The sequence below is a fragment of the Deinococcus sedimenti genome, from assembly GCF_014648135.1.
Classification (GTDB): domain Bacteria; phylum Deinococcota; class Deinococci; order Deinococcales; family Deinococcaceae; genus Deinococcus; species Deinococcus sedimenti.
Genome location: NZ_BMQN01000033.1, coordinates 1 through 15,342 on the forward strand (window position 1 = coordinate 1; position 15,342 = coordinate 15,342).

19 protein-coding genes and 6 tRNA genes are annotated in these 15,342 nt (G+C 67.2%); 5 read left to right on the forward strand and 20 right to left on the reverse strand.

The genetic code is table 11. The features are described from left to right. Nucleotides 1-326: 326 nt before the first annotated feature. The 11 genes from IEY69_RS20870 to IEY69_RS20920 form a co-directional block, all read right to left on the reverse strand. Complete coding sequence (locus tag IEY69_RS20870) at nucleotides 327-836, reverse strand: hypothetical protein (protein WP_189075018.1); 510 nt, start codon at nucleotides 834-836, stop codon at nucleotides 327-329. A gap of 13 nt (nucleotides 837-849) precedes the next feature. Further along, nucleotides 850-2,061: an aminoglycoside phosphotransferase family protein gene (locus IEY69_RS20875; RefSeq protein ID WP_189075019.1), complete on the reverse strand. Its 1,212-nt coding sequence runs from the start codon at nucleotides 2,059-2,061 to the stop codon at nucleotides 850-852. Then, entirely contained in the window at nucleotides 2,061-2,573 is a 513-nt protein-coding gene (locus tag IEY69_RS20880) for a hypothetical protein (protein ID WP_189075020.1), read from the reverse strand. Before IEY69_RS20880 ends, IEY69_RS20875 begins: the two co-directional genes overlap by 1 nt. Further along, nucleotides 2,570-3,043: a hypothetical protein gene (locus IEY69_RS20885; protein WP_189075021.1), complete on the reverse strand. Its 474-nt coding sequence runs from the start codon at nucleotides 3,041-3,043 to the stop codon at nucleotides 2,570-2,572. Before IEY69_RS20885 ends, IEY69_RS20880 begins: the two co-directional genes overlap by 4 nt. A 34-nt stretch (nucleotides 3,044-3,077) precedes the next feature. After that, nucleotides 3,078-3,818 carry a hypothetical protein gene (locus IEY69_RS20890; protein ID WP_189075022.1) on the reverse strand — a complete coding sequence of 247 codons (741 nt, stop codon included), beginning with the start codon at nucleotides 3,816-3,818 and terminating at the stop codon, nucleotides 3,078-3,080. A 201-nt stretch (nucleotides 3,819-4,019) separates the two neighbouring features. Next, nucleotides 4,020-4,310, reverse strand: coding sequence for a hypothetical protein (locus IEY69_RS20895; RefSeq protein WP_189075023.1), 291 nt, complete (start codon nucleotides 4,308-4,310; stop codon nucleotides 4,020-4,022). A gap of 28 nt (nucleotides 4,311-4,338) precedes the next feature. After that, complete coding sequence (locus IEY69_RS20900) at nucleotides 4,339-4,602, reverse strand: hypothetical protein (RefSeq protein WP_146160747.1); 264 nt, start codon at nucleotides 4,600-4,602, stop codon at nucleotides 4,339-4,341. Between the two features lie 107 nt (nucleotides 4,603-4,709). Continuing rightward, nucleotides 4,710-5,381 (reverse strand): DUF6882 domain-containing protein, encoded by a 672-nt coding sequence (locus tag IEY69_RS20905; protein ID WP_189075024.1) that lies wholly within the window; start codon nucleotides 5,379-5,381, stop codon nucleotides 4,710-4,712. A 115-nt stretch (nucleotides 5,382-5,496) separates the two neighbouring features. Further along, a complete protein-coding gene (locus IEY69_RS20910) occupies nucleotides 5,497-6,120 on the reverse strand; it encodes a histidine phosphatase family protein (protein WP_189075025.1) in 624 nt (207 codons plus the stop codon). A 46-nt stretch (nucleotides 6,121-6,166) separates the two neighbouring features. Next, nucleotides 6,167-6,796 (reverse strand): hypothetical protein, encoded by a 630-nt coding sequence (locus IEY69_RS20915; RefSeq protein WP_189075026.1) that lies wholly within the window; start codon nucleotides 6,794-6,796, stop codon nucleotides 6,167-6,169. 8 nt (nucleotides 6,797-6,804) lie between these two features. Continuing rightward, nucleotides 6,805-6,984, reverse strand: a complete 180-nt coding sequence (locus tag IEY69_RS20920) for a hypothetical protein (protein WP_119672408.1) — start codon at nucleotides 6,982-6,984, stop codon at nucleotides 6,805-6,807. A gap of 316 nt (nucleotides 6,985-7,300) precedes the next feature. On the opposite strand from IEY69_RS20920, the gene IEY69_RS20925 reads away from it, so the two are divergent. After that, complete coding sequence (locus tag IEY69_RS20925; protein ID WP_189075027.1) at nucleotides 7,301-7,801, forward strand: hypothetical protein; 501 nt, start codon at nucleotides 7,301-7,303, stop codon at nucleotides 7,799-7,801. A 68-nt stretch (nucleotides 7,802-7,869) separates the two neighbouring features. Here IEY69_RS20925 and IEY69_RS20930 read toward each other — a convergent pair whose 3' ends face one another. Together IEY69_RS20930 and IEY69_RS20935 are read right to left on the reverse strand one after the other, a co-directional pair. Further along, on the reverse strand, nucleotides 7,870-8,748 hold the full coding sequence (locus tag IEY69_RS20930; RefSeq protein ID WP_189075028.1) for a hypothetical protein: 879 nt from the start codon (nucleotides 8,746-8,748) through the stop codon (nucleotides 7,870-7,872). 335 nt (nucleotides 8,749-9,083) lie between these two features. Beyond that, nucleotides 9,084-9,617 (reverse strand): DUF2087 domain-containing protein, encoded by a 534-nt coding sequence (locus IEY69_RS20935; RefSeq protein ID WP_189075029.1) that lies wholly within the window; start codon nucleotides 9,615-9,617, stop codon nucleotides 9,084-9,086. Nucleotides 9,618-10,557: 940 nt separating this feature from the next. Here IEY69_RS20935 and IEY69_RS20940 point away from each other — a divergent pair. The 3 genes from IEY69_RS20940 to IEY69_RS20950 all read left to right on the forward strand — a co-directional run bounded on the left by IEY69_RS20940 (nucleotide 10,558) and on the right by IEY69_RS20950 (nucleotide 12,169). Beyond that, nucleotides 10,558-11,076, forward strand: a complete 519-nt coding sequence (locus tag IEY69_RS20940; protein ID WP_189075030.1) for a hypothetical protein — start codon at nucleotides 10,558-10,560, stop codon at nucleotides 11,074-11,076. Between the two features lie 110 nt (nucleotides 11,077-11,186). Beyond that, nucleotides 11,187-11,645, forward strand: coding sequence for a hypothetical protein (locus IEY69_RS20945; RefSeq protein ID WP_189075031.1), 459 nt, complete (start codon nucleotides 11,187-11,189; stop codon nucleotides 11,643-11,645). 59 nt (nucleotides 11,646-11,704) lie between these two features. Next, complete coding sequence (locus IEY69_RS20950; protein ID WP_189075032.1) at nucleotides 11,705-12,169, forward strand: hypothetical protein; 465 nt, start codon at nucleotides 11,705-11,707, stop codon at nucleotides 12,167-12,169. Between the two features lie 105 nt (nucleotides 12,170-12,274). Here the strand turns inward: IEY69_RS20950 and IEY69_RS20955 are convergent. The 6 genes from IEY69_RS20955 to IEY69_RS20980 form a co-directional block, all read right to left on the reverse strand. Continuing rightward, nucleotides 12,275-12,351 (reverse strand) — tRNA-Pro (locus IEY69_RS20955). Between the two features lie 5 nt (nucleotides 12,352-12,356). After that, nucleotides 12,357-12,430 (reverse strand) — tRNA-His (locus IEY69_RS20960). 29 nt (nucleotides 12,431-12,459) lie between these two features. After that, a tRNA-Leu gene (locus IEY69_RS20965) sits at nucleotides 12,460-12,536 on the reverse strand. A gap of 7 nt (nucleotides 12,537-12,543) precedes the next feature. Beyond that, a tRNA-Asp gene (locus IEY69_RS20970) sits at nucleotides 12,544-12,615 on the reverse strand. Between the two features lie 3 nt (nucleotides 12,616-12,618). Then, nucleotides 12,619-12,695 (reverse strand) — tRNA-Glu (locus IEY69_RS20975). Between the two features lie 4 nt (nucleotides 12,696-12,699). Continuing rightward, a tRNA-Cys gene (locus IEY69_RS20980) sits at nucleotides 12,700-12,773 on the reverse strand. A gap of 356 nt (nucleotides 12,774-13,129) precedes the next feature. On the opposite strand from IEY69_RS20980, the gene IEY69_RS20985 reads away from it, so the two are divergent. Beyond that, entirely contained in the window at nucleotides 13,130-13,966 is an 837-nt protein-coding gene (locus IEY69_RS20985; RefSeq protein ID WP_189075033.1) for a hypothetical protein, read from the forward strand. A 108-nt stretch (nucleotides 13,967-14,074) separates the two neighbouring features. Here IEY69_RS20985 and IEY69_RS20990 read toward each other — a convergent pair whose 3' ends face one another. Then, nucleotides 14,075-15,166 carry a transposase gene (locus tag IEY69_RS20990; RefSeq protein WP_189075034.1) on the reverse strand — a complete coding sequence of 364 codons (1,092 nt, stop codon included), beginning with the start codon at nucleotides 15,164-15,166 and terminating at the stop codon, nucleotides 14,075-14,077. Nucleotides 15,167-15,342 lie beyond the last annotated feature (176 nt).

The following is a 15,342-nucleotide window of genomic DNA, read 5'->3' on the forward strand; positions in this document are numbered from 1 at the left end:
CTCGCGGGCTGAGGGGCGGAGGCCACGCACATGACGGCTCCAGAGCGCATCTCTCGGCTCTTTGGACTGCTCTGTATCGCGCTGGCCTGGATGACGCGGATCGGCGCGCATCGGACAGAAACTCACGCCCCTCGTCAGGACAAGCGCGGGCGAGCGGTCGTGAGCGTAACGCGGATCGGGTGGCAGATCCTGAGTCAAGCGGCGCGGTGGGGCGGCGAGGTCTTCTGTGACTGTCTACAGCTCCTCGGAATGCCGTTCCCAACCGCCAGCACGTCAGTTTCCCGAAGTGTCAGGTGCTGAGGTCCTAGACGCATGATCTCGCTGTTCTATAGTCTCAAAACCCGACTTTCCGGCCCGTTACTACTGCGATGCCGGTCCGGGTGGATGATCTGCCCGTGGGGGTGCGGGGTGTTCAACTGGTCATCGTGCTCGAAGGGGTCGGTCAGGTAGAACAGGCAGGCAGGTTCTGCGGCCAGGAGCCCCGGGGCCCCAGGGATGCGGAGGTGTGTCCCAGAGAAAACGAACTCGGATTCCACGAACGCGTAGAGCGCCAGGAGGCGGAGCGCGCCCGGAATGCCGGTCTGGTCCGGGTGATGCGCGATCAGGTACTCGTGGCGCATGCCGCGGGCGTCCCGGTAGCGGTGCGCGCTGTGGGGGACGGGGCGGACGGCGGCGCCGATCGACAGGCTGAACGCGGTGTCCCGCACGTAGGTGGCGCAGGCGAACGGCGTCACCTCGTCGCCGAGGGTCAGCGTGGAGGTGACGAGCGTGGTGGGCGGTCCCAGCCACTGCTCCACCCGTTCCGTCATGGCCTGGACCGCGTTGGGTCGGGTCACGCGTCGTCCTTCGTCATGACCTGCCCCGTTCCGTAATGGCGTGGGCTGCGCGGCTGAGCACGTACGGCACGTACCCGGGCCGCCAGTCGGGGAGCGTGCCTTCCCAGTGCCGGAACTGCGCGTCGTATGTCACGGCGCGCTGAAGCAGCGCGAGCGGCAGGGCCTCAAGGAGCAGCGGCAGGACGTCCGGGCAGCCCAGGGCCGTCAGGTAGGTGCGCGCGAGGTGCGGTCCGAGGTCACCGCGCCCCTGCGCGACGGGCAGTCCGGCCTTGTTCAGCGTCCACCACAGGAACCACCCGGCGTCGAGCAGGGGGTGAGCGGCGCTGTGGGTTTCACTCCAGTCGAACCACACGCTGCCCCGCGGGCCCGACAGCGCGTTGCGGGGGTGGGCGTCACCGTGACTGGGCAGGTCGGGCAGGCCCAGATCCGCGAGGTCCTGGAACGCCGCGCGGATTTGGGTCCGCTGACCCGCCAGGACCTCCTGCTGCTGGGCCCGGACGCCCCAGCTGGTCAGGACCGCCGGGTCGCCCAGCAGCGCGTCCACCCGCTCGGCTGTCTCTGTTAGGGGAAGCGCGGGACACCCAAGTTCGGTCAGCGCCTGGGAATCAGCCTGCAGCTGGAAGTGAGCGAGCTGCGTGACCGCCTCCTCCCAAGCGCCGAGATCCCCAACGCGGTCCAGCAACTCGCCGCCAGAGGCAGTCAGTAGCAGGCCCCGGGTCTCATCCGCGCAGAGCAGCGGGGGCGTGAGGTGCGCGTGATGGCGAGCCAGGTGGGCCGTGACCGCCGCCTCCCGCCCGTTGTGACTGGCTTTGAAGTACACCGGTCCCGCCGTGGTGTCCGCCACGATGACGCTCACGAGGTCCGTGCTGTGCACGGGACGTGGCCTGCCCGTCCGGGTGCGGCCCGTCTGCGCCAGCGCGGTATCGATGAGCTGGGCGGCGTCCTCCGGCCATGAGGGGCGCTGCCACGCCCGCTGCAGGGGCGGCTGATCGGCATCCGCCCAGACCAGGCCGGGCGGACAGGTGGGGCTCAGGGCACGCAGGTGGGCCGGTTCTGGGCGACCCATGGGGTGACCACCGTCGTGTAGCACCCAGCACTCCAGCTGCCAGGTGCTGCGGGCGACCTCAGCGAGCGGCTCGCGCGGCTCAGCGGTCAGGGTCGGCCACCCGCCCTGATCGCGCAGCACCCGCCGGCCATCGGGGTGCCAGACGATGACGGCCCCCATCAGGCGAGCCGTCCAGGTGCCGGCACGGGCAGCCGCACCTGGTCCTGGAGGCGGCGGCGCGCCCGGGGCGGTTGTTTCCCCAGGTAGTGCAGCAGGGCGGTCCCGGCGCGTTCCAGGCCGTGCGCGTTGACGTACAGCAGGATCATCAGGACGGCGGGAGTCTTCAGCGGGCCGAACAGCGCGATGAACCCGGCCACGAGCGGCGCGACGACCAGGGCGTACGCGAGGAGACTCTGGGATTGCCCCGTGACCAGACTCTGAACCTGCGCGGTTCGCAGGAGCGGAGCACGTTGCCGTCCTCGGAAGACGCCCACGGCACTCAGGACGCCCAGGTTCATCGCCACGGCCTCCAGTGAGCCCAGACTGACCAGGGCACTGGCCAGCAGCACGATCGCGGTGAGCAGTGCGTGCCCTTTCACCCACCTCCACGCGAGGCGAGCGAACACCTGATCATCCGGGGCGAGCTGGTTCAGGCGGTGCTGCAGGTCAAGGACACTATGCCAGGGCCTCACGGGGCACTCCAACGCCCGGCGGGCACCCGGGCTGTCGCCCGCCGCCTGGGGGGTTTCTCCTGACCGCGCAGCAACAGGACCAGCAGGCCCACACCGAGGACCGTGCCGGTGAACGCCGGGACGATCAGGTGCCGGGCCTGCCCGGTCGTGGCGGCGAGCGCCACGTTCGGCAGCAGCACCACGGCGCCGACCGGGTACAGGGCCATGCGGCGCGCTTCGAACACCCGCCACATGCGGTCACTCACCCAGCGCGCCGAACGGCGGCGCAGCGCAAAATGAACGGGCAGCAGCAGCGTCAGGTACAGGGCACTGCTGATCAGGGCCACGCGCAGCAGCGGGTCGCGCTGGACAGCCGCGACGAGCGTCGCGACCAGCAGCAATCCGCCCGAAACGGCCGCGAGCCTTAGGAAGAACCACCCCGCCTGCTGCTTACCGGGCGGGAGGCTGCGGATGTGACTGAAGACGCTCACGTCCGTCCACTGTACGGCCCGGCAGGACGCGGCTTCACGGGCGGTCCTCACAGACGGCGAGGTGCACGAAGCCCGGCTCGCGCCGCAGTTCCAGGACGGTGCGCACGCCCGGCGTCAGGGTGGTCCAGCACACCTGCGTGAGCAGCGCCCGCTGATGCCGGAGTTCCCAGTCCAGGGCGTGCTGCGCCTCGCCGCTCACGAGGCGGCGGAGGTGCGCGTCGCAGGTCGCCCGGACGCTGATCCAGTACCGGCCGCGGTCCGCGACCGCCGGGATGAGATCCTGGCGGGTGTTCGTGCGGACCGTCACGCCCCCGGTCATGCCGAGCAGTTCCACCCGCCCGAGGAGCGTGGTCGCCTGGCGCATGTCCCGCAGGGCCTGCAGGTCCCGCGTCCCGACGGGATACCCCGCGTGGGCGAGGAGCGTCTCGGCGTACTCCAGCACCTCCTGCGCGCGCGGGTGGTGCAGCCCACTGGGGTGGATGTCATCGGCGGGGTGCCCGGCAGCGTGCTCCGGGCGGGACAGGCCATGACCGAGCCAGAGCGTCACGTGCGCGGCACCCTGACGACGCAGTTCGTTCGTGAGCGAGGCGCTGAGCCTGTAGGCCAGCAGCCGCCGCCCTTCATCATCGGCCGGCCAGAGGCGGCGGGGCAGGACCGCCCCGTACTGCTGCATGCGGGGTGAGCGGGCCTCATGGCTGACGGTGCGGACGGTCGCGCTCCAGGCGGTGGCCCGCTCACCCGCGAGGCTGCGGCCTTCGGCGAGCAGGAACTGCACGCGCGCCTCAGTCCGCCCGGCCGTGAGCGGAGTGTGGTCGGGTGGGCGGCGGTGATCTGGGGCGGGGGGGAGGGGACGGGAACGTGGACGGGGGGTGGGCACGGGCATGCGACTCCTGAACAGCGAACGGGGCGGGGTGATGGGCGGACAGCGTCAGCCCCCACCCCGCCAGGGGTGAACGGCCGTACGGGGCCGCGCCGTTTAGTTCTGCACTTGGTGCAGGGCGACGATCATCTCGAGCAGCTGCCGGAACAGGTACAGCGCCTCACTCGTATCGGACCGTTCGGCCTGCCAGAGCCAGTGACCGAGGTCGCGCCCATGCCGGTCGTGCGCGTCGAGTAGCGCCTGGCGTTCTTCAGGATTGGCGGCCTCGGCGCGCAGGAACATGACCGTGAAGTCGTCGTGCAGCCACACCAGGGCGAGTTCCCCGACAGGCCGCAGCGTTTCGGGCAGAACGGACGGATCGATGTGCAGGGTGGTGGTGGGGGTCATCCGGTCCTCCTGGCGCGGCCGAAGGCGCTCAGCGCTGCTCGTCGATGAACTTCCGGACCTGCTTGAAAAGACTCGGCGCTTTGGGCGTCAGCGGCGCGTGGGTGAAGTCCACGGGGTGACACGTGCCGCCGGTGACCTGTTTGGAGAGGGCGGCGCGCCGCGCTTCAAGCTTGCCCGGGTAGTGCACGTTCAGGTGCAGTTGCCCTTTGCCGTCGGCCGGGCCGATCAGGGTGGCGAAGTGCTCGGTATTCGTTTCAGGGTCGATGTAGTGCAGGCTTTCGCCGAGGGTCATGCCAGTCGGGTACATGGGGCTCTCCTTGAACAGTCGCGATACCTTTGCGGGATTCGTGGGGACGAACCGCGCTGGGACCGCCTCGCGTAGCGATACCTTTGCGGGATTCAGGCGGGTGTGAGGGTGGCAGGCGCGAGGTTGATCTCACTTAGGCGCTGATGGTCATCAAAGGCGAGCTGAACCATTTCGCCCCCGACCGTGGCGGTCCAGCGGCGCCCGCGGATGGTGACCGGGCAGTCGTGGGCGGCGTAGAGCGCGCGGATCGCATTCGGGTGATGGAGCGCGAACGTCTGAAGCATCGTGGTGATCAGGTGCACGCTGCGGCTGGCCGTCAGGACTGGCGCCCGGGGTACGTCCCGCAGCGTGAAGTACGCCGCGCCGCCCGGAAACTCACCGCGGAAGTACGCGTCCGCCTCAGTCAGCCCGCAGGCGATCACGGCCAACTCGTGCCCGCTGACAGCCTCGGTGCACAGCCGCGGCGTGGTGAGCTCGGGCACGCCGCAATTGAGGCCGTGCTCGCGCACGTGGCGGCTGTCCTCAGTGACCTCGTCGCCCAGACCGCTGCCGGTGTTCGCCCACGCCCACAGCCAGGACGCGTCACGGTGCATGTCAGTCCCGATCAGCTGCGCCCGGTAGGGCCGCGTGTGCCCACTGACGTGCAGGAGGCCCTGGTGCAGATCGGCGTCCCAGGTGAACGTGCCGAGCAGGTCGGCCAGGTGCTGCTGGCGGAGCAGGACGGGCCCGGCGTGCTCGCTGAGCAGGTCGCGAAAGGTGGACATACCCCTACGCTATGGACGCGCGGGTGGTTTTCCGGGATGACCGGTGAACTTCAGCCGTTCTTCATGGACGGGTGCCCTCACCCCGGCCCGTCAGGCCGCCTCAATTTCGGGAGGCTCAGCTGAGCGTGAGGGTGAGGTGCTCGGCGCAGGCCAGCACGTCGCACGTCCATTCGCCCGGGCCGTGCCGCTGCAGCGTCGTGAGGGCGGTGTTGTCGTGCAGGCCCCGGCGGGCCCGCCAGGTGTCCTGCGGATCCCAGCCGAGCACGTCGCAGAGCAGGGCGGTGATGGCGACGCCGTGCGTGACGATCACGACGTGCCCATCCGAGTTCAGCGTCAGGCGGTCGAGGACACCGCGGACTCGCGTGCCGACCTCGTGCAGGCTTTCCCCCTGGGGGGCGCCGCGCACGGGCCACGCCTGAAAGCCGGCGGGGTCGCGCGCTTCAATCTCCGCGAAGGTGAGGCCTTCCCACGCGCCGATGTGAATCTCGCGGAGGGCCGGGGTGGGGTGCGGCGTGAGGCCCAGGGGCGCGGCGATGGCGTGGGCGGTCTGCGCGGCGCGTTGCAGGTCACTGCTGAGGACCTGGGTGGGCCGCGTGGCGTGCGAGGCGAGGCGGCGGGCGACCGACTGGGCCTGCGTGCGGCCGTGCTCGTCGAGCGGCACGTCCGCCCAGCCCTGGAAGCGGCCAGCGGCGTTGTGGGCGGTGCGGCCGTGGCGCACCAGCGTGACCAGGGCCGTCATGGCTGCCTCAGACAGCAGAAGGGAGGGGGGCGGAACACGCGGAGCATCATAGGGGACGCGTGGGTGTATCCCGAGCTGTCGGTCCACGGGTGCGGGCCCGGGCGTCCTCGATGTACTGCGCGTCGGCGGTGACGGATACCTCGCGGCGGCCGGTGAGCGTGACCTGCGCCCCGCTGATGTGGGTGATCTCGCAGGCTAGGGTGCGCTTGAGGTCGTGCCAGATCAGGGTGCCGAGCCGCTGTCCGACGTGGAGCGGCGCGTTGGCTCCATGCTGCTGGGCGTGGAAGCGCAGCTGCTCGCGGGCGAGGTGGATCTCCAACCCAATGATGCCGCCCTCGGTGCGGTGGTGCTGGTCGGTGCGGCCGCGCTGCTCGTCACTGAGCAGGTCCCCCAGGGCCTGGAGGACGTGAGCGCGCAGCTGCACGCTGTAGATCAGGCCACCCTCGAGCGCCTGGGCCACGAGGTGCATCAGGTACGCCCGGTGCGGGTCGAGCGTGGCGCCGCTTCGAAGGGCCGCCCAGACCTGCAGGGCGTCAGCGGTGGTCTCGGGGAGTGGATATGGGCCGGTGGGGCGTTCGGGCGGCTGAGCGGGTGGCGTGGCGTCTGCCTGAGGCCGTGGACTGGCGGGCCGGAGGGAAATGACGCGGAACGTGATGGGCGGGTCCAGGTTGGTCACGGGGCGCCTCAGGTGCGGGGCAGGGTGACGCGCACGGCCTGCGTGGCGGTGAAGGCCAGGGACTGTCGGCACGCGGTGCGCAGCACGACGCCGCTGGGGGTGGGGGTGACGCGCGTGACGGTGAAGGTGCCGTGGGGGACGTGGACGTGCGCGCCCCGGGGGACGCGTGCAGCGGGAAGGGTGGTCATGAGGACTCCTGGAAGGGCAGGGATGCCCGCATGGGCGGGCGTCCAGGGGGAGGCATTGGGGGTGGTGGGACGGCGGGGCGCGCACCCCGGGCAGGGGTGAAAGGGGTACGCTGCCGGGCCTGCGCCCCCAAGGTGCAGAAGGCGGATGTGACCTGTGGTTCTGACGCCAGCGGTCTGAGCAAGGCTTCTGCTTGCGTTCCGGCGACTGGGCGCTCGGGGGGCATGGGATCGCGCACGTGGCGCCCGCATGCCCGCGTGGTGGGGGGCTGTGTGCGTTGACGGGGGCTGAGCGTTGCATTCCCTGGTAGGTTGGGGCATGCATGTGCTCGTCGGCGTTCTGCGCTGGGTGGCCAAAGCGGTTGTGGGCGTTGTGTTCTACGTCTTGAGCCTGTGCGTTGGTGCGTTGATGTTTGGGACGACGACCGGTTTGCGCGTGGTGCTGTTGGCGGTGGTTGGCGCCGCAGTCTGGTTGGCCTGGATCGGGTATGGCGTCCGCAGTGCGCGTCTGCGGAAGCTCAGGACGCCGGGTCAGAAGGTGTTTCGGCAGATGGATGGGCGTCCGGGACAATACGCAGATGGGATCTATTGCGTGGGCTGTGTGCGGGACGCGGGTCACGTGGAGTGGGTGGGCGTGATCACGTTCACGAGTTCGGGTGGGGGGTTCACATTTGATCCGCTCGAGCCGCATCGGCACGAGTACGGCACGCTCAGGAACGTCAATCCTGATGTGCCCGCCCTGTTGCAGCTCTACTTCGGGAAGTTCCGGTGGGAGGCTCAGACGCCCGCTGAATCAGAAGCTGTTCACACGCAGACGTAAACGCGCTGCGGTCGTTGGACTGAACTGTGGCATGCAGCCTGGTGTAGGTGCGTGCGTCCCGTGTGGCCTTAGGGTTCGTCCTTGCGGTGTTTATCCACGACCTTGCCGGCGAGCCGGAGTGCGCGCCGGTACGCCTGGTCGTTGGAGTAGCCGCTACTGGCCATGCGGGCGGGGTGGTCGCGCAGACTGGCGCGGCGCAGGGCGCTGAGGGCAATGTGGGGAATCTCGGCGACCTTGCAGGCTTTCCAGAGCTGCGCGCGGAGGTCCTCGGGCGTGATGGGGAAGATGGGGAGGGCCTTTTCGGTGGCGTAGAGGGGACCGCCGGCTTCTTTGAGGAGGGGGTCCAGGGCGCGTTGGGCGCCATGGGAGAGGGTGGTGACGGTGCGGGCGCGGAGGAGCTCCCCAGTGGCGGGATCGTAGGTGGACCAGCGCAGGCTGAGCAACTCTCTGACTTGGAAGGCGTGCTCGTCGATGAGGGTGAGGGCGGCGAACAGGTCGGGGCTGGTGGCCTTGGCTGTGGCCAGCAGCTGTGTGATGTCCGCTCGGTCTGGGATGGGGTCGCTGGCGTGTTCGGATCCGGGGTTGGGGTAGCCGGTCATGGGGTTGGTGGTGAGGACCCCTTCTTGGATCAGGGCGTCGTAGAGGACGCGGAGGGTGACGACGCGGGCGGTGAGGGTGTTGATTTTGAGGGGGCCGGGGCCGCGGTTGGGGGTGGCGAGGGGACCGGCAAGCCACGCATGAAAGTTCGCTGGGGGCTGGAGGAGGTCGATCTCGTCCACTTGTGCCTGTGCGAAGACCTGTTTGAGGTTGCTGTGGACCTGGGCGAGGGGGCGGCTGAGGGCGTCGACGCCGAGGGTGGATGCGATGGTGTCGAGGTCGTAGTCGCGGAAGGCTTTTGTCAGTTTGAGGGCGCGTTCGTCGGCGGGGTGGAGGGTGTCGCCTGGCATCTCCATCTCATTATATGGGACTGTATATAGAGAACAAGTACCCCTGACCTCCGCCCGTATCCAGACCTGTACTCAGTATTGGAGGACTGCTGGTCTGCGCGTCTTTCCTATGCCGCTGCCGCATCAGCTCAAGCATGTGGGAGGAGCTCAGGACGGCCCACGGGAGACACGTGACAACGCTGCAGCACCGGCATGAGCTTTGCCGGCTGTTACCCGACTCACACCGTGGAACCCGGGTCGCCCCAGCAAGGGGTTTACCACGCTAGGGCAGGGGCAGGAGCACGGGGAAAAGATGGGGGGAGTCGTGCGCAGAGGCAGGTATGCAGTTCCCCTGCTCACTTCCTGACCTGTGGACTCACACGCCAGTACCACGCTCCATTCGGCGTCCGGGCCAGCCAGCGGTACTCGATCAGGGTACGGCGCACTTCCGCAACGTTCCCCGCCGCCAACCAGGGCTGCAGCACCGCCGTCACTTCACCTTCGGTATAGGTCCGCTGCTCCTCGAACAACCCTGCCAGGTATGGAAGGAGGGCCTCTAACGTGCGCGGCTTGCGTGTCCACACCCGCACCTGCCCCTGGTCATTCACGAACCGTCTCAGCGTCCGCACGGTCGCCTCGTGCTGCTCGAGCCGTTCCAGCAAAGCGCTGGTCACGGCCTCACTGGGGTTGCCCAGAAAGACCCGAGCTTCCCGATGTTCTGTAGCCACCTGTAGAAGCCGCAGCAGCAGGTCATGATTCTGAAACGCTTGCGTGCGGGGCTGAAGCCAGGCCTGAAATCGAACAGACGCCACCTCCGGACTGGGATCATCCGCGGTGAAGTGCTGGATCGTCTCCTGGAGAGGCCGCAGATCCGGCTGGCTGTCCAGCATCTCAAGGAGTGTCACAGTGTCAAAGGCATGTGCAAAAGGTTCGGCAAGTGCTTCGAAGGCTGGACCGTCCAAGACACCAGCCCAGACGGTCTGGGCTGACAGGGCTCGCCAGAGCTCTGGGTGCTCGCCGGTGAGTAACGCGCGCCAGAGTCGCGCTGCAGCGTGATTCTCTTCGTAGCTGAACTGGGGGGTGATTCGCAGGGTCCAGCGAATCCAACCGCGCGCCCGGCGGAAGGCCACGGGTGCGACCTGCTCGAGGGCCTGATGAAACAAGGCTGGTGGGGTGCGAGTTTTCTCGGCCCACGAGAAGCCCAGGGACCCCAACTCCCGGCTGAGGTGGAAGTCAAGCCTGCTGATCAGGCTGGGAAGCAGCGCTTCACCTGGCCGGTATCCCCCTACACAAGTCATGGTTGAACCTCGCTGGAATTATGGGGCAGCGTGATGACCTTCCTCAACACGAACGGGAGATAGGCAGGCTCGGCTTACGCTTGAGCATTGGCCTGGAGGATGACCGTTTGACTCACAGGTGAGGATAGATGAGCCGATGATGCGCAGTGTGGGATGGAGTCCTCCCCATCTTCCCCCACTGCCTCAGCTCAGGTGTGCAGGAGGAGCTCAACTCGCCCAGTCCATTCAGCTGGAGACACGTGATGAAGCTGGAGCACCAGACTGGGCTTTACAATCTCTTGCTCAACTCGCACCGTGGAGATCGGACCTAGCGAGCAAGGGATGAGCCAAGCAAAAGCGCGGGCAGAAGCACGGGGGAGAAGATGGGGGAAGGGGGGACAAAGGAAGGAGGGGGAGCAGCGGATATGGGGGTGAGCGGGCAAGTTCTTATATTATCCAATATAGATACATGCCCCACCCCCTCTGCCCTTCCCCAGCCGAGCCTCTCCACACTGTGCCCGGCACGTCGCGTCCAGCTGAGGTACAACGGGGCATGAAGCCACTCCTGACCGCCACCGCGCTCAGCCTGACGTCCTTCGCGCTGGCCGCCCCACTCCTCGGCACCACCGACTCCTTCGTCACCTCAAAATTCTGCAAGACCTACGCCTGCGAACTCGCCGGAAAAGACGTCCTCGGCCCCGGCCTGAGCGAATGGCGCTACACCATCAAAGGCGAGTTCCCCGTCAGCATGAGCACCGCACCCGAAGTCATCAGCGTCCTCAGGCAGAACAACCGCGTCATCTCCGCCCACCTCCTCTCCGGCGCGCAGGACACCGTCCTCTACCCCGGCGGGTACAAGACCAAGCTGGTCGCCGCGCTCGGCGACACCATGACCGGCAAAGCCCCCACCGACGGCAACCTGCTCGATCTCAACAACACCTGCGAATCCCCGTTAAAACAGGTCAAAACCATTCCCTGGAATGTCGCCGGTAAACAGTACCGCCTGTCCTGCCTGATGACCGCCGAGTACGCCAACGCCTGGCGCTTCAGCTTCCACGTGCACCTCCCCTAAAGGCGCAGGCAGGCTCGTGCCCCGACCCGCCCTGCACGCCACCAGGGCCGGTCCGCAGCACTGAGGCGCCATGTCAGCGACCGACCCGGAAGCCGCCCTATACTCCGCGCGTGAAACCCCCTGCGCTGGCGGCCCTGACGGTCCTCCTGTCCGCGCCAGCGTTGGCCGCCGCGCCCACCCTCCGGGAGGCCGTGCGCCTGGCCTTCCCGCCCATCCTGGAAGTGCGCCCCATCGGGGATGGTTCATACGTCTTCCCGGGCGGTGACCTGCGCCCCACAGGCCCGGACGCCGTGCTGTTCACGGGGCTCACCATTGAACCCGCCGGCAGCCGCTCGCCGCCCTCGCTCTACACGCGCGTCGCGCGCTTCCTCAACCCCTGGTGCGGCGTCAGGGACCAGGCGCAGGCGGTGAAGAACCTGGCCGCCTGGGCCACACGCGCCCAACAGGGCAACGTCGCCCTCCGCGTCGGCACCTGCGAGATCCTCGCCTCAGCGCAGGGGTACGAGGCGGCGTTTCTCGTGCGCCGCGCCGCAGGACCTGCGGTGTGGCCGGCCAAAGTGGTGCGGTAGAGGCGTTCTGCGGTCGCCGCCTGCAGCCGCCTGACGAGCTGGGCTAGCATGCCTGCACCATGAAACCCGGACTTGCCCTCGCGGCCCTCCTCACGCTCAGCCTCAGCCAAGCCTCCGCGGCCGCCCTCATCGACGTGTCCAAGGCCGCCGGCAAATCCCCCGCCCAGATCAAGGCCCTGCTGCGCGGCTGGCGGGCCGAACAACTCCGCGCCGACCTGCTCGGCGGACGTCCCGGGTCCGAATGGCGCTACACCAACGCCGCGGGTTACGTCCTCGAAGTCACGCACGAAGGGCAGAAGGCCGACAAGTTCGTGCTGATGGGGGACCCCATTCACGCCCTGAATCCCGCTCGTGATTACCAGAAGGTGCTGGCTCTGCTTGGCCTCACGGGTGTGCCCAAGTCCACGAACATCTACGGCCCCAGCCACAGCTGGTATGACTTCCGCGGGTTCAGTCAGGTGTCGGTGGCCGGCAACGGCCCAAAGATCACCTGGGTCATCGTCAAGAAAACCCCCACGAAGTAGGGGCGTAGGGATACCAAGCAGGCCGCCGGGTGCGTGCTGAGACCGCGAGCAGTGAACGGCCCAGAACAACAGAAAAGCACCTCTTTCGAGGCGCCTTTTACGTCGTGGTCGGGAAGACAGGATTCGAACCTGCGACCCCCTGGTCCCAAACCAGGTGCGCTACCGGCCTGCGCTACTTCTCGACGGTTGGGGTGATCAACCAGACTCGAACTGGCGTTTCCTGATCCACACTCAGGCGTCCTGCCGCTGGACGATGACCACCATAGAGGGAAAGGCCCTGGCCTTTCCTATGGTCGAAGCGGAGGGACTCGAACCCTCAACAACACGATCCTTAATCGTGCGCGTCTGCCAGTTGCGCCACGTTTCGAGAAAAGCGGTCCTGACGGGAGTTGAACCCGCGACCTTCCGGCTGACAACCGGGCGCGCTACCACTGCGCTACAGAACCATGTGGTGACCTCAGCCGGGTTTGAACCGGCACTCTCCTGGTTGAAAGCCAGGTGTGTTGACCACTTCCACCATGAGGCCAGAGAGGCGACGAGCAGATTCGAACTGCCGAAACCACCTTTTGCAGAGGTGTGGGTTAAGCCACTTCCCTACGTCGCCAGAGGGGGGCGTTGCTACGGGAGCCAGAGCCGTACGGAAACGGTCTCAGGCGAGCAGATGGTGATCAGAACAGGCGAGATGTTCTCGCGGATCTCGCGCTGGGCCTGGATGCTCACCGTGCTCCCTTGGGCACACGCGCGGCAGCTCCAGATCCTCCAGGCGGCCAGCGGGATGCGGCGCGAGGTGAGGGTGGAGGAGGCAGGGCGTGTTCATGCCGGGCAGTCTATGAGGCCAACAGGCGGGCGCCATCCGCCAAGTAGCGTGCCCGATCCGTACGCCAGATGGTCCATGTTCGCTGTCACGTGAGGCGCGCACCTGCGTCAGTGCCGTGACGTCAGTCATGCGAGGATGACGCCATGACCAGGCTCACCGGCACGCCGCCTGCCCCCGCTCGGATCTGGGTCCTGATGGCCAGCGCGGCCAGCACCGCCGTCATCTTTCGCCGCGGCCCCAGCCGCTGGACGCGCCTCTACCTCTGGAACACCCGCACTGACACCATCACGCCCGGGTCATGGTTCGCGGGCCGGTTGTACGAGTGGAGCAGTGATCTCTCCCCCGACGGCCGTCACCTGGTGTACCTCGCCCACAATGCGTCCAGGCGGCGTGTCCAGGCCGCCATTGAAGCATTTGGCGATGACGCGATGTGGACCTGGACGGCCGTGTGCGCGCCGCCCTGGGTCAAGGCGCTCGGTCTGTGGTCCGCCGGGCCGGACGGTGGCGGCCTCTTCACGGACAATCACACCCTCGTGCTCAATCACCCGGCGAGTCACCTCGCGCAGCAGACGCGGATCACGCCGGCTGGCTTCGCCGTCCGGGGGCTGGACGGCGCTGAGCAGATCCACGTGCTGAGCACCTCCCTCGAACGCACGGGCTGGCGCGTCATCCAACGGCCCGAACGGTGGTACGGCAGCGATGAGGAAGACGCGTTCATTCTGCACAAGCAGGAGCTGGAACTGCGGTTCATCCGGTCGCCCCAGGGTGGATGGAAGGCGACGTACATCGGGCTCGGACCTGCCACCTGGCCTGGACTGGAGGGGGCGTCATGGGCGGACTTCGACCAGGACGGCCGTCTGCTGATGGCGCGCCACGGCTGCATCTTCGTCGCCCGAGGCGCCAAACTTCAGCAGTTGAAGGACTTCAATCAGGATCAACCCAAGCGCCATGTGACCCAGCAACCGTGCAGCAGATCATGAGTCGCCAGACGTATCTTGATAGAGGGTCACAACATAGCTGAGCTTCTTCTCAGCAAGGACGGAGATGAAGTCATGAGGGAGGATAAACTCATGATAGAAGGCCGTATCTCAGATCTTGCACCTGAATAGGTGGACTGAATAGCCGTGCTGGCGCAGCAATTCCTCGTGTCGCTGTACCTCAATCATCAGCCGCCCAACGACCAGTGCAGGCAGTGCGATCTGCGCCGCCACCCTCGCATCCTCTTCCAGCGTTTTTCCTCCTTCGGCGCATAGCACGGTCAGCGTGAACGCCGCACACACCAGGAGTACCCAGCGATCCAGCCCCTGAGCGCTGTGCAGCGCGAACTGGTTCAGGCCGAACTGGTGTTTGGACTCCTTGAAGAAGGATTCGATCGCCCATCGACATTTTCCCTCTCTGGCGACACCGTCGCCAGAGAGGAGTTCCGACGACACCGAGAAGAAGGTCCGGTCGCCCCGATCACATCGGGCCAACGTCACGACCTCCCACGGCCAGTTGTGGAGGGACAGCCAGCTGCCGTGCTCGCAGTCACTCACGGTCACTCGACCTGGGTGATCGGTGCGTCGATTCGACCGAACACCCACGACGAACTCGAATCCCTCATCCCGCACACCCTGCAGGAACTTCGCGGACTCGAACCCGCTGTCAGCCAGCACGCACACGTCGAATCGCCGCCGGATCGGTTGCGGCACGGTGGCGAGGAGATCCAGGGCGAGCCGGACCGGGGTCGGGGTGCCCCGACCCCGGTACACGCGATACCCGACTGGGAATTTGAGTGTGCCGTAGACGGCGTACAGGACCACGAGGTGAATGCCGTGCACGCCGTTATACACGCGAACAGCGGGGAGTTTCTGGCCAGTCTTCGGGATCCTGGTGAGGTCGACGCACAGGTGAAGTCGCGGGCGCCGCTTGCGGCGCGCCGCCAGAAGAAGCGACTCCCATTGCGTCTGCTGAAGACTGTCCCAGCAGGCACGCGTGTCCCAGGTGTACGCGTTCAGGAAACGACTGAGGGCACTCGCGCTGACCGTAGAGGCACGGTGAAGCGCTGTTTTCCGCCCCAGATCGAGGAACATGCCGAGCGCAGCCTCAAGGCTGCGCCGCTGATAGATCGTGCGGGGGACGGAGAGCAGGTGATCTGCCAGAATACGAGCGCGCTTCCCGGAGAGTCTGAGGTCGTTCACACCCTCGTTCTCTCGTCTGGGAGCGCGTTTTGACTACCTATTCAGGTGCAAGATCTGAGAGCTACCGTCCGAACCTCTTCGTCACCTACCGGGTGCAGGGATTGCCCCGGACCTCTGTACCGGACATCTTGCCCTCAGACCGCGCCTGGCGCGTGAAATGGCGTGCTCAGCAGCCT